This window comes from Pseudoalteromonas sp. SCSIO 43095, from assembly GCF_023650455.1.
Lineage (GTDB): Bacteria > Pseudomonadota > Gammaproteobacteria > Enterobacterales > Alteromonadaceae > Pseudoalteromonas > Pseudoalteromonas tetraodonis.
Genome location: NZ_CP087995.1, coordinates 304,550 through 318,308 on the forward strand (window position 1 = coordinate 304,550; position 13,759 = coordinate 318,308).

Annotated in this window: 9 protein-coding genes and 1 tRNA gene; 8 read left to right on the forward strand and 2 right to left on the reverse strand. The window is 38.9% G+C overall.

The genetic code is table 11. The features are described 5' to 3' along the window. Position 1: 1 nt before the first annotated feature. Entirely contained in the window at positions 2 to 2,551 is a 2,550-nt protein-coding gene (locus LOC50_RS01440) for a sensor domain-containing protein (protein WP_250653478.1), read from the forward strand. Positions 2,552 to 3,118: 567 nt separating this feature from the next. Here LOC50_RS01440 and LOC50_RS01445 read toward each other — a convergent pair. Further along, positions 3,119 to 3,565, reverse strand: coding sequence for an REP-associated tyrosine transposase (locus LOC50_RS01445; RefSeq protein ID WP_069439933.1), 447 nt, complete (start codon positions 3,563 to 3,565; stop codon positions 3,119 to 3,121). Positions 3,566 to 4,128: 563 nt separating this feature from the next. Further along, positions 4,129 to 4,204: transfer RNA gene (locus tag LOC50_RS01450), tRNA-His, on the reverse strand. 685 nt (positions 4,205 to 4,889) lie between these two features. Here LOC50_RS01450 and LOC50_RS01455 point away from each other — a divergent pair. From LOC50_RS01455 to LOC50_RS01485, 7 genes are all read left to right on the forward strand, one after another. After that, positions 4,890 to 5,708: a mechanosensitive ion channel family protein gene (locus LOC50_RS01455; RefSeq protein WP_250653479.1), complete on the forward strand. Its 819-nt coding sequence runs from the start codon at positions 4,890 to 4,892 to the stop codon at positions 5,706 to 5,708. 107 nt (positions 5,709 to 5,815) lie between these two features. Next, a complete protein-coding gene (locus tag LOC50_RS01460; protein WP_250653480.1) occupies positions 5,816 to 6,598 on the forward strand; it encodes a DUF481 domain-containing protein in 783 nt (260 codons plus the stop codon). A 122-nt stretch (positions 6,599 to 6,720) separates the two neighbouring features. Continuing rightward, the gene (locus LOC50_RS01465) at positions 6,721 to 9,270 is read left to right on the forward strand and encodes an SLBB domain-containing protein (RefSeq protein WP_250653481.1); all 2,550 of its coding nucleotides are present in this window, start codon (positions 6,721 to 6,723) and stop codon (positions 9,268 to 9,270) included. A gap of 1,035 nt (positions 9,271 to 10,305) precedes the next feature. Continuing rightward, positions 10,306 to 10,653 carry a four helix bundle protein gene (locus LOC50_RS01470; RefSeq protein ID WP_008131632.1) on the forward strand — a complete coding sequence of 116 codons (348 nt, stop codon included), beginning with the start codon at positions 10,306 to 10,308 and terminating at the stop codon, positions 10,651 to 10,653. Positions 10,654 to 10,700: 47 nt separating this feature from the next. Continuing rightward, positions 10,701 to 11,681, forward strand: coding sequence for a Wzz/FepE/Etk N-terminal domain-containing protein (locus tag LOC50_RS01475; RefSeq protein ID WP_250653482.1), 981 nt, complete (start codon positions 10,701 to 10,703; stop codon positions 11,679 to 11,681). Positions 11,682 to 11,992: 311 nt separating this feature from the next. Continuing rightward, complete coding sequence (locus LOC50_RS01480) at positions 11,993 to 13,003, forward strand: exopolysaccharide biosynthesis polyprenyl glycosylphosphotransferase (RefSeq protein WP_250653483.1); 1,011 nt, start codon at positions 11,993 to 11,995, stop codon at positions 13,001 to 13,003. Beyond that, entirely contained in the window at positions 13,003 to 13,749 is a 747-nt protein-coding gene (locus LOC50_RS01485) for a glycosyltransferase family 2 protein (protein ID WP_250653484.1), read from the forward strand. Before LOC50_RS01480 ends, LOC50_RS01485 begins: the two co-directional genes overlap by 1 nt. Positions 13,750 to 13,759: the final 10 nt, after the last annotated feature.

Genomic DNA, 13,759 nt, shown 5'->3' on the forward strand with positions numbered 1-13,759 from the left:
CGTGAGCAAGAATAGCAAGCCGGTAGATATAGGCGCAGCCTATAAAGCACCGTATTCTCAATGCGCAAACTTAAGTGCGCAATTGAGTGCATTGCAACAAGAAATAAAAGCCGATTACTTATTTATTGCCTCTGTTGATGAGGATAAATCAGCTACTACGCAGTTAGTTCTATCCAATACAGAGGTGATTGAAAACTTTTCTTATAGCCTTGAAGGTTCGCCATGTGAGCTCCTTTTAACTCAAAGTATTTGCTTTATTACCCATAAATTACAGCAAGATTACCCTGAAAATAAGCTGTTACAGGTAATCAATGCCAATGCCTATATTGGGGCTGCGATTTTAAATGATGATGGCTTACTAACCGGTGTGTTAGTTGGCCTTTATTTTAATGCGCATCAAGATTTAGAATCTTATAAATCGATCTTGTTAAGCTTTGCTAATTATACCAGCGCGTACTTACAAAAATGTTTCTTAGAAAATAAACCAAGTTCGCAAAAGCTGCTTACTAATGCAGTTGAAAGTATGGCAAAAGTGGGGAGTTGGCAATATACAGTTTTAACCGACGAGTTATACTTCTCACCTGAAGTTTATAAAATTTATGCGCTTGCTGCTGATAGTAAAATAAATACCACTCAAGCCATCGCTCATTACGCAGATGAAGAACAAGTGCGTATTAGCCAGCTTTTTAGGCGATTACAAACATTAGGTCTTCCTTATTGTGAAGACTTTGAGTTTGTAGATGCTCATGGCAATAAAAAGTGGGTACGGACGAGTGGTCACCCTGTTTTTAATGATGATCATCAGGTTATTAAAGTGTATGGTGCTTTCGAAGATGTCACTTTAGAATATGAATTAAAGGCCAAGGTTGATGATAAAAATAATCGCCTTGAAGCTATTTTAAATAACTTAAATGATGCAGTGATCACTATTAATCAGCAAGGTGTTATTGTTCACTGTAACTCAACCGCATTAACTATGTTTGGCTATAAGCAAAATGAAATGCTTGGCTTGTCGATTAACAACTTAATGCCTGAGCCTTATGCATCTAAACATCACTCGTATATGCGAAATTATGAGCAAACAGGTGAGGCTAAAATTATTGGTGTTGGTAGGCAACTACCTGCAAGAAAAAAAGACGGCACTATTTTTCAAATAGAATTGTCACTTACCAAAGCAGTTAATGAGCAAAACGTTGAATATATTGGTGTAGTTAGAGATATTAGTGAAAAACTCAAAGCGCAAGATACCATTTATAACTTAGCCTATTCAGATCCCATAACAGGATTAAAAAATAAGCGATGGTTTGAACGCGAATGCAGAAGTTTACTTCAAAGTGCCAGCATTAATAATGGCTACATATATGCAGCATTATTAGATATGGACAAGTTAGCGCAATTTAACTTTAAGTACGGTATTGAGGCGGGCAACGAAGCACTCATTTTAACGGCTAAAAAACTATCAAATGCGGTACAGGGCGAGTACAAGCTATACAAAAGCGGAGTCGATTCTTTTTTAATTATAAGCGCCAATGTAAGTAGTGACTTATCCTACCTAGAGCAACAACAACCAAGTATAGACTCTAAATTATTAGCGCTAGATAACTTCTCACATAAGATCAATGATCTTGATGTGGTACTAAGCGCCTCGTTGGGCAGTACAATTATTAATGCGAGTAGAGACTCCTATAGCTCTATGTTTGATAAGTTGGAATACGCACAAAAACAAGCAAAAAAACTAGCGCCATTTGGTTATTACTTTGCAGATTTAGATGCATTAAAACGTTACGAACGTACCAATAAGATTCGCTATTTACTAATAAATGTTGATAAAAGTGATGAATTAACACTGGTACTACAGCCACAATTTAATAATGAAAATACCTTTAATTCAGCCGAAGCATTATTACGTTGGGATTCTGAGGAATTGGGCGTAATAAGCCCTAGGGAATTTATACCCCTAGCAGAAGAGAATGAAGCCATTATTAAAATTGGCGATTGGGTGGTTGATCAAGTATGTAAGTTGCTGCATGAAGTCAGCCGAGCAGGAAAAAACACCTGTATTGCCGTAAACATTAGCGCTAAACAAATTGTAGCCCCCGATTTTAAGGAAAAATTGCTCGCCAGTATTCATAAGTGGCAAGTGTCGCCACGTAACTTAGTGATAGAGCTAACCGAAACGACTTTAGTGTCAGACATCGAACTAGTAAAAGAGACTATGCTTGAACTTAATAAAAAGGGCTTTAGGTTTTCAATTGATGACTTTGGAACAGGTTATTCAAGCCTAAGTTATTTGAAAGAGTTGCCAATTTCTGAGCTTAAAATAGATAAATACTTTGTCGATGGCATTATGGATACTGATGATAATTCAAGTAAAACTATTGTGAATATGATCATCGACATGGCCAGTGCTTTAGGCGTAAACAGTGTTGCTGAAGGCGTTGAAGAACCCGCGCAATTTAATTATTTAAAGCAACGCGGTTGCAACTTATTTCAAGGCTATTTATCTTCAAAGCCATTGCCTATTGAGCAGTGGAAAGAGCGCCTTCAATAACCAGTTAAAACAAGGTTCTAGGTTCTAGGTTCTAGGTTTTAGGCATAGATTAAGCCAAGCAAGGTGTTTGTGTTGAACGAAGGCGGGGGGTATCCCGCGCACATGTAGCAGCGATTTTATATCGCGTCTTTTTAAAGATTAAAGGCAAAAGGGTAAAGGCAAAAGGGTAAAGGCAAAAGGTTAAAGGTAGAGATTAAGCCAAGCACAGTGTTTTTATTGAACGAAGGCGGGGATCTCGCGCACATGTAGCAGCGATTTTATATCGCGTCTTTTTAAAGATTACGAGCAGCGGGCTGCGAGGCGCGGGTAAATTAAAATAGCCTGTAGGCGGGGCATCTCGCGCACATGTAGCAGCGGATTTATTCCGCGTCTTTTTAAAGGTTACGAGCGGCGGGCTGCGAGTTGCGGGTAAATTAAAATAGCCTGTAGACGGGGCATCTCGCGCACATGTAGCAGCGGATTTATTCCGCGTCTTTTAATGCACCATGACGTGGGGGATATTTCACATCGCGTCTTTTAATGCATCATGACGCGGGGTAAACCCGCTGCTACACGTCGGCTGTAATATTAAACATAAACGCAATCCCAGTAAGGGTAATCTGCAACATTGGCTATTAACTTTGCCCTCAAAGGATTGGCAATAATATAACGAGCGCTTGCTATAAGATCTTCTTCATTACGAATTAAATGATCGTAATACCCTTTTTGCCACAATCTATAAACCTCAAACTGATAAAAACTCGCGGCAGTTCTACCTTTAAAAAGACGAACTACATTTGAAAGCGTATTGTTTGAAAGTATTTGAAATTGCCAATGTAAGTGGTCTGGCATAATAACAAATGCGATTGATTTTATTCGTTGTTCTCGTTCTAGCTCTCGCATATGTTTTATTAAACAACGATTCATATTAAGTTTAGTAAAAAGCTTATTACGATTATGGGATACCATAGTGACAATATAGTAGTGATTAGTTAATGAGACCCTCCCTTTCCTGAGTCTATAAGCCTTCTTCATAGCGAGTCCTTGCACATAAAGAATAAAGTGTAGCAGCGATTTTATATCGCGTCTTTTAATGCACCATGACGCGGGGTAAACCCGCTGCTACGGGAGTTGTTTTTAATTATGTAGCAGCGATTTTATACGCGTTTTTTAATGCACCATGACGTGGGGTAAACCCGCTGCTACGGGAGTTTTTTTTAATTATGTAGCAGCGATTTCACATCGCGTCTTTTAATGCCCCATGACGCGGGGTAAACCCGCTGCTACGGGAGTTGTTTTTAATTTATGTAGCAGCGATTTTATATCGCGTCTTTTTAAAGGTTAAAGGCAAAAGGTTAAAGGCAGAGATTAAGCCAAGCACGGTGTTTGTGTTTAAACGTAGGTGAGGTGTTATATGCGCACTTATATGTTTTGAGATAATGGCTAAAGCGTAAATACGGGAAATAGGCTGTGTAAAATGGAATGAACCAGCGGCTACTGATAAGTGTGTATTATTTTTATTTTAGATTTGGTTTTATGAAGGCTAGGTATTATTAAGAAGCTAACTTTGAACATTACTGAGGGAACTTAGAAAATAGTGGGGCGATTGACGGGGCTCGAACCCGCGACAACCGGAATCACAATCCGGGGCTCTACCAACTGAGCTACAACCGCCACTACATACACCTTGTTTGGTGTGGCGCGCATAATACATAATATCCCCATGCTTGTGAAGCAAAAAAATCAAAAAAATTAAATTTATTATAAATATTCTATATTTAAGCTATTGGCAACGGGTAACGGGTGACGGGTGACGGGTGACGGGCAACGGGCAACGGGTGACGGGCTTAATACCTAAAAACTAATACCTAATAACGACGCGGGGTAAACCCGCTGCTACGGATATAAAAACCTTGCGATATTAACCTTAAGGTTTTTAAATACCTAGAACCTAGAACCTAGAACCTAGAACCTAGAACCTAGAACCTAGAACCTAGAACCTAGAACCTAAAACCTAATAACGACGCGGGGTAAACCCGCCCGCTGCTACGGGTATAAAAACCTTGCTATATTAATCGTAAAGTTTTTAAATACCTAGAACCTAGAACCTAGAACCTAGAACCTAGAACCTAGAACCTAGAACCTAGAACCTAATACCTAAAACCTAATAACGACGCGGGGTAAACCCGCTGCTACGGATATAAAAACCTTGCGATATTAATCGTAAAGTTTTTAAATTCCTCGAACCTCGAACCTCGAACCTCGAACCTCGTAAAACGCTGTTGCAAACATGTATTAAAGATTTACAATACAATAAACAACACCGCTAAACTGTTTAATAACACTATCAGGAGTTAATATGGATTCAATACTCAATTGGCTGAATGAAAATTCAGGCTTAATCTTACACTACGGTATTCAAGCAGTCATAGCGCTTGTTATATTTTTACTGGGCGGACGAATTGCTAAATTTTGTGCAAAGTTAACCGAAAAAGCATTCGACAAGAAAAAAGTAGATAAAGCGGTTTCATCGTTTGTCTCTAGTATTGTATATGCCATTGTATTTGCAGCCACTATTTTAATGGCGCTGTCACAAATTGGCATCGAAACCACATCATTCATTGCTATTTTAGGTGCGGCAGGTTTAGCCGTTGGCTTAGCACTGCAAGGGTCGTTATCTAACTTTGCGTCAGGCGTATTAATTATTCTACTTCGCCCATTTAAATCAGGTGACTACGTTGAAGCTGGCGGTAAAGCCGGTACGATTAAAAAAATCGAAATATTTTCAACAGAAATGCGCACACCCGATAACAAAGTTATTGTAATGCCTAATTCAAAAATCATGTCAGATGCAATTATTAACTACTCGCGCGAATCAACACGCCGCGTTGACCTTGTGATTGGTGTTGGCTACGACGCCGACTTACGAAAAGCAAAAGAAGTACTTAAATCAGTACTAGATAACGAATCGCGTATTTTAAAAGATCCTGCATACAATGTATCAGTTTCTGAACTTGCCGATTCAAGCGTTAACTTTATCGTACGCCCTTGGGTTAACTCAGAAGATTACTGGCCAACATACTGGTCGTTAATAGAAAACATTAAAATAGCGTTAGACGACGCAGACATTACCATTCCATTCCCGCAAATGGATGTACATTTACACAAGCAAGACTAATTTTTTAAAATACTTATTTATTAAGGCAGCGCTCAAATTCGATTTATTAATATGCGCGTTGCCTTTTTAATAGGTATTAATACATTTTTTATAGGGTTATTTTTTTAATGAAACTTAAGCTTTTATCAATTTTAGTAGCAGCCTCAGCTACAACCAATGCATTTGCATCAGAAGATGAGCAAAAAACCTGGGAAGTTACCAGCGAAGTAGGCGCTATTATTACCAGCGGTAATACCGAAACAACCACGTTAAAAGGCGGTATTAAAGTATTGCATAACTTAGAAAGCTGGAATAACGAGTATAAGTTAGACGGCATCTACAAAGAAGATGAAGTAGAAAACGACGACGGCAGCAAAGAAAAACAGCGTACTAACGAAAAGTACTCTATTTCAGCGCAGGGTAATTACAAATTAAACGAAAAGCACGCTCATTTATTTATTTACGGATCGCATGTTTCTGATTACTTTGGTGCATACCGAAGTGAGTCGGTTATTTCAGCAGGTTATGGTTTACGTTTACTAAACGAGTCAAACATGAAACTAAATGCTGAAATTGGTCCAGGTTATAAGTACTTTAAATACCCAGATGTAAGCGAAGAGGTTGATGAAAACGGCAACTCACTAGCGGGTGAATACGAAGGCGAAGTGATTGCGCTAGGTAAAGTAGACTTTAGCTGGAAAATTTCAGACAACGCGCGCTTTACTCAGTTAGTATCAGTGGAGTACGGTGATACTAATACCAAAACTCGCTCAGAAACTGCGCTACTTACTAAAATTAATGGCTCACTGCAAATGAAAGTGGCCTATAATATAACCAATAACTCAGATGTTGCTGATGACAAAGAAAGCACCGACACTGAGACCTCGCTAACACTGGTTTACAGTTTTTAACTAATAATACCAGGTTAATGACATTTAAATGACTAAAGGGGCAAAAGTCCCTTTTTTATTTGTCCAATAATAATGTACAATACGCAGCAATTCTTGTTGTAGACCTAGGGAAATACCTACTCGTGAACGTTTTTAAACACTTATTTAGTGCTTTAGTATTAATATGTAGCTTTAGTGCATTAGCATTCACTCCGAGTGCGTCGCAAATAGAGCAATTTAAAAAATTACCAAAGTCTCAGCAGCAGGCATTGGCAAAGCAGTACGGTGTTGATCTATCGGCAATAACTGGGTCAAGCCAATCAAGTAATCAACCTCAAGTTGAAGAACCAACAATCGGTCCTCGTTTAGTACAACAAGAGCAAGCAGCAAAAGCAGAACCAGCAAAACAAAACCCTAATACAGTTAAGCCATTTGGTTATGAACTTTTTGCCGGTGAACCAACTACCTTCATGCCTAGCGAAACGTCAGCAGTACCCGATACGTATTTAGTTGGCCGAGGCGATCAGCTATTAATAAACTTTTATGGTAAAGAAAGCGCGAGCTTTGAAGTTATTGTTGATCGCGAAGGGCGCATTAGCATCCCTGATTTGAGCCCGGTACAAGTCGCTGGCTTAACTTTTTCTGAGGTAAAGCAGTTAATTAAGTTAAAAGTAGAGCAAGAAGTTATAGGTGTAAAAGCGTTTGTCTCGCTTGGTCAACTTCGCAGTATGCGTATTATGGTATTAGGTGAAGCATACAAACCAGGAAGTTACAGTGTGTCGTCGCTTACTACAGTGTCTCATGCTTTATTTGTAAGTGGTGGAGTGTCGGATATTGCATCATTACGTAATATTCAAGTTAAGCGGGCTGGTAAAGTAGTTACTAATTTCGATTTATACGACCTACTTATTCACGGTGATAGCAGTAACGATATTATTTTAAAACCCGGCGACGTGGTATTTGTACCTTCGGTGGGCGCACAAGTTAAAGTAGAAGGATTAGTTAAACGCCCTGCTATTTTTGAGCTTAAAAAAGGCGAAACAGCAAAAGAGCTACTGGCAATGGCTGGCGGCTTAAAGCCCGGTGCCTATACTAAAAATGCACTAGTAGAGCGCTTTAATAACAACCGTAAAGAAGTACTAACCGTAGACTTTTCGGCAAATAAAATTAATTACATTCCGCAAGACGGCGACCGTATTCGTTTTAACACCATAAGCGCACAATATAAAAACTCAGTTAACTTGGTCGGTGCTGTGGTACGCCCTGGTAGTTACCAATGGCACCAAGGTAAACGCATATCTGATGTACTTAAGTCGGTACGTGGCGACTTGCTCCCACAAGCCGATTTAAGCTATGGCTTAGTGGTGCGCGAAATAAACATAAATGGTGACATAGAAGTGCATCAGTTTGATGTAGCTTTAGCTATTGTTAAAAATAGTGAAAACGACTTAATCCTTAACGCTAACGACAAAATACTTATATTTAGTGAATTTGAAGAAAAACGTGATGAAAAGTTAACGTTAGCAGCAACGGGCTCAGGCACTAAAAAAGATACCACAATTGAGCAAGCTGCTAGCCAAGCAGGAGATAGTAACCAGCTAAGTGCTGCTAGCTATACACCTTATAGCCGTAATAATTTGTTAGCACCAATAATTAAAAAGTTAAAGCGACAAGCGTCTACTCAGCAAGCTATTCAGCTAGTTGAGGTGAATGGTAGTGTTACTTACCCAGGCGTTTACCCATTAACAGTAGATGCTGAAGCAGCAGATTTAATCACAGCAGCAGGTGGTTTATTGGAGTCGGCTTATACCAAACAAGCCGAAATTACCCGTATGGTAAATGGCGATGCTTCAAATGTTGAGCACATTAATATAGACCTTGCTCAAGTATTGAGTGGCAATGCACAAGGCCTTAAATTACAAAGTAAAGACAGCTTAAATATTTTTACCATTCCTAACTGGCAAGAAAACGTAAAAGTAACCCTTAAAGGTGAGTTGCTATTCCCGGGTACGTACACCATTCGCCGCGGCGAAACACTAACCGATTTATTAAACCGTGCCGGTGGCTTTACTAACTTTGCCGAGCAAAAAGCAGCGGTGTTTATTCGCCAATCGGTTAAGCAGCAAGAGCAACAACAACTAGCCCGTTTAGCTACTGAACTACGCCGCGATGTAGCATCAAAAAGCTTTCAAAATTCAATAAGTAGTAGTGCGCTTTCGTACGGCGAAATGAACAAACTACTTAACGACTTAGCCAGTGTTGAAGCTGTAGGGCGTTTAGTTATCGACCTACCACTAATTGCTAAAAACCAGCAAACACTAGTGCTACAAGATGGTGATACGCTTTATGTACCGAGTAAGCGCGACTCTATCAGCGTAGTGGGAGAGGTTAATTATGCAACTACTCACTTATATAAAGCAGGCGTTAGCCTAGACGACTACCTAGAGCTAAGTGGTGGTTTAAAAGAGCGTGCTGATGACGATCGTATTTACATTATAAAAGCCAACGGCTCGGTTAAAATACCTAGCGCAGGTAACTGGTTTGCCGTTAATAACTCAGACCAGCTAGAGCCAGGCGACACCATAGTAGTACCTATGGACACTGGGCACATGGATAAGCTAACGCTGTGGAGCACAGCAACGCAAATACTGTATCAATTAGGTGTAGCAGTAGCCGCGATAGGTAGCCTGTAATATAGGGTTATAAGCAACGGGTATCGGGCTGTGGGCTATTAGCTAAGGGCTAAGGGCTTAGGGCTCGAAACTCGTAGCCCGTGGCTCGCAGCTAAAATGTTTTTTAAAGCGGGGCTTTACGCCTCGCAAAGGTAGCAGCGACTTTATGTCGCGTCTGTTAGTGATTTTATTCACCACAGAGGGTAAAGAGCAGTTATTAGCTGTCATTTTTCAGCAAGCTTTTTCTCAGTGTAGCGCGCAGCGCCTCGGTGTACTCTGTGGTTGAAAATGATTTTTAAAGCGGGGCTTTACGCCTCGCAAACGTAGCAGCGACTTTATGTCGCGTCTGTTAGTGATTTTATTCACCACAGAGGGTAAAGAGAACACAGAGGAAGAGATCAAAGTTAAAGGCTTTTTCTCAATATAAGCTTTTCTTCTCTGTGTTAGCGTGCAGCGCCTCAATGTACTCTGTGGTTTAAAATGATTTTTAAATCGGGACTTTAACCCGCAGGTTTTTACTTAAAGGTTATGAGCATTAGCCTAGAACCTAAAACCTGTTTTTTATCAGACCGTAGGAACTGCAACCTAGGGGCGGAAGCGTGCCCGAAGGGCTAGACAAGCAAGTAGTTTGAAACTAGTACCCGTAATAGAGTGGGCTATTTTAGGCCAGGAAAACTTTACGATAGCAAGGCAAAAGCTTTGTAGTTTAGTTGTTCTAAATAAAAAGTTTTTAACGCCGCTTGCGGATAGTTTAACTCGTTAAATTGCTTAAGTGATTATGTGTACTAGTTTACATCAAGCAGGAGCAAGAGGAGCTCTGCGACGAACTGGAACGTGAAGCGTGTCTGAAGGGCTAGATAAGCTTACAGCGACGAGCCTAGAGCCTAGAGCCTAGAGCCTAGAGCTCGAAGCCCGAAGCCTGAAGCTCGAAGCCCGAAGCTCGAAGCTCGAAGCTCGAAGCTCGAAGCTCGAAGCTCGAAGCTCTAAAATTAACTAACTGTAAAAACGCTAAAACCTGCTACATTTTTACTTTAAAGTATTACTTTAGAGTTAAAAATGAAATACGAAAATCTAGAAGTTTGGCAAAGAGCATTTAAGTTAAGTTTATTAATTTATAAAAGCTTTCAGCAGCTCCAGGATTATGGTCTAAAAGATCAAATGTGTAGATGCTCTGTTTCTGTACCTAGCAATATTGCAGAGGGGATGGAAAGAGGTTTTGAAAAAGAAAAAACTCGCTTTTTATGGATTGCCAAAGGCTCCATAGGCGAATTAAAAACACAAGTTATGATTGCTTCAGAATTAGGATATATCAATAGCTTAAAAGCAGGTTATATTCTCGAAGAATGTGAGGTTATTGCAAAGATGCTAAGCAGATTAATAACGGTCATTAAAAATAGCTCTTAGCCAATAGCTCGCGGCCCGAAGCCACTTACTAGAACCACGAGACCCATATGAACAACCCAAGTACATTACAAAATAACGAGCCAATGCAAAATAATACACCAATGCAAAACCCCAACATCGCTGACGATGAAATAGATTTACGTGAGCTCTTTGCGGTAATATGGCAAGGTAAGTGGATAATAATTGCAATAACTACCCTGTTTGCTGTTGCATCGGTTATTTATGCTATTAACCAACCTAATATTTATAAGTCTGAGGCACTTCTTGCACCAGCGGAGCAAGAAGGTGGCGGTGGCTTAAGTGCATTGGCTGGGCAGTTCGGTGGTTTAGCGAGTTTAGCAGGTGTAAATTTAGGTGGTGGTTCGAGTAATAAGGCACAATTAGCCATTGAGGTATTAAAATCACGCCAATTTACCAGTGACTTCATTCAAAAGCACAGTATATTAGCCGACTTGATGGCAGCTAAATCGTGGGATATGCAAACGAATACAGTTATTTATGATAGCGAAATATTCGATGCTGAAAACAGTAAATGGGTGCGTGAGGTTAAAGCGCCTTTTAAACCAGAGCCATCTATGCAGGAAGCGTTTAAGGTTTTTAGCAAAATAATAAGTGCAAGTACTGATAAAGAAAGCGGTATGGTTACCGTGTCGGTAGAGCATGTATCTCCTAGTGTTGCCCAGCAATGGGTTAGCTGGTTAATACAAGATATTAACCAAACCATGAAAGAGCGAGATGTGCAAGAGGCTATAAAAAGCACTGACTTTTTAACCCAACAGCTAGAACAAACTAAAATAGCCGATATCCGTGCGGTACTTTATAAGCTAGTTGAAGAGCAAACTAAGACAATTATGTTTGCTAAAGTACGCGACGAATATGTATTTAAAACGATTGATGCAGCGCTCGTGCCTGAAGAAAAGTTTAAACCTAAGCGTGCATTAATCTGTGTACTGGGTGTTCTTTTAGGCGGAATGCTAAGTGTAATGATAGTATTGATCAGACACTATATAGCCAAGGATAAAGACTAGAGCTCAGAACTATGGGCTCGCGGCCCGAAGCCTAGAACCTAATTCCTAGATATATAGAGGGCCTATTGGGCACTTTTAAATAAAAGTACAAAAACAAGCAATTACAATGAGATAGTTAAAATTGACTGTCTCAGTTTAGAAAAAAGTGTCTCAGTGCATATAAATAAAACTGAGATATAAAACTGCAAAAATTCAATTTAGAACTGAGCTTTTAATTTAATTAAACTTAGAAAGTTGATTTATAAATGCGCTTTTTATTTGAAAGTTTTCGAATTGTACATTAAATAATTTATATAAATGGAAGGCCAACTATGAGTCCGGAAGTTAAAACAGTAGAAGCTGAAAAGCACTCTTCCGCCAGTAACTTAGATGTAATGGAACCTGTTTTTATTACTAATAGTTTTAAATCTAAATCAGAAGCGCTTAAACAAAGTGTTATTTATGTGTTTTGTCCTCCAGAAAGTGCTAAAAAAATTGGAAGTATTATTAATGATTATTCCTTTGATATTGTTATCAATGATTATTCAATTCATGATTTCACTCAGAAAGTAGTGTGTCATTACCAAAGTGCACATTTGACTAAAGAACAGCGCAAGTTTTTGGTTAATGCAACAGAATGTGGTGCTTGGGTTGAGCCGCTTGTGAGTTATTTAGATGAGCGTTTAAAGTATACTGAGGTACGTTTACTTCACAGTAGTTATTTTTTGCATCAAAAAGCATTTTCAATATTGTCAAATAAACGAACTCAAGTGACTAAGCGTTTCATAGATTTAATAAGTTCTATTTTGCTACTTATCGTCACCTTGCCTTTGGCTTTAATTGCTGCAGTCTTAATTAAAATTGAAAGTCCCGGACCTGTTTTATATAAGCAAAAACGAACAGGTCAATATAATAAAGAATTTAAAGTTTATAAGTTTAGATCTATGCGCAGTGATGCTGAAAAGAACGGGGCGCAATGGGCATCAAAGAATGATGTACGAGTGACTAAGGTAGGTAAATTTATCCGAAAAACACGGATAGATGAAATACCTCAGCTTATAAATGTATTACAAGGCAGTATGTCGATAGTAGGACCAAGGCCTGAGCGTGAGGTATTTATTAGGGACTTAGAGAAAGAAATTCCATATTATCGCTTTAGGCATGCAGTTAAACCTGGGGTTACCGGTTTAGCACAGGTTAGTTACCCTTATGGTGCTTCAGTTGAAGATGCGATTTGGAAGCACAAATACGATATTCATTATATTAAGCACCACTCATCTATGTTAGACATTAAAATTTTATTGCTAACTGTGAAAACTGTGTTGTTCGGGATGGGAAGATAATGGAAAAACCATTAGTTTCAGTAATCATGCCTGCATACAATGCAGAAAAATATATTGCGCAATCTATTGATTCTGTTGTTAAGCAAAGTTATCAAAACTGGGAATTGTTAATAACAGATGATCGCTCAAATGATAATACTCAGGAAATAGTTAAACAATACAGTAATCAAGATAGTCGTATTAAGCTTTTTGTAAATAAAGAAAATGGTGGGGCGGGGGTTGCTCGTAATAATTCTATTAAGCAAGCTAAAGGCCGTTTTATAGCTTTTTTAGATGCTGATGATCAATGGTTACCTGAAAAGCTAATTAAACAAATTGCCATTATGCAAAAAAATAATTATGCATTTACTTTTACGGCCTATCAAAAAGTTGAAGGTAATGAAAAGAAAGCAATAATTACTCCTCCAAAATATACAACTTATCGTAAGCTTTTGGGTGGCAATGTTATTGGTTGTTTAACTGCGATTTATGATACAGAAGTGCTAGGCAAAAAATACATGCCTTTAATACGAAAAAGACAGGATATGGGATTATGGCTAAATATCCTAAAAGATGTTGAGAGAGCATATTGCCTTAATGAGGCGTTAGCTCTATACAGGGTGGACTCAGGCATGACACAAGATAAACTGGAAATATTAAAATGGCAGTGGCTTTTTTACAGGAAAGAGATGAAATTAAGCGTTATGATGACAAGTTATTACTTTGCTATATATTGTTATAATGCTCTTCTGAAGTATCTAAAATAGAGTTAATATT

Coding starts and splice junctions, on each gene's coding strand:
- LOC50_RS01445 (WP_069439933.1), bottom strand. CDS start 3,565: ATGAAGAAGGCTTATAGACTCAGGAAAGGGAGGGTCTCATTAACTAAT.
- LOC50_RS01455 (WP_250653479.1), top strand. CDS start 4,890: ATGGATTCAATACTCAATTGGCTGAATGAAAATTCAGGCTTAATCTTA.
- LOC50_RS01460 (WP_250653480.1), top strand. CDS start 5,816: ATGAAACTTAAGCTTTTATCAATTTTAGTAGCAGCCTCAGCTACAACC.
- LOC50_RS01470 (WP_008131632.1), top strand. CDS start 10,306: ATGAAATACGAAAATCTAGAAGTTTGGCAAAGAGCATTTAAGTTAAGT.
- LOC50_RS01475 (WP_250653482.1), top strand. CDS start 10,701: ATGAACAACCCAAGTACATTACAAAATAACGAGCCAATGCAAAATAAT.
- LOC50_RS01480 (WP_250653483.1), top strand. CDS start 11,993: ATGAGTCCGGAAGTTAAAACAGTAGAAGCTGAAAAGCACTCTTCCGCC.
- LOC50_RS01485 (WP_250653484.1), top strand. CDS start 13,003: ATGGAAAAACCATTAGTTTCAGTAATCATGCCTGCATACAATGCAGAA.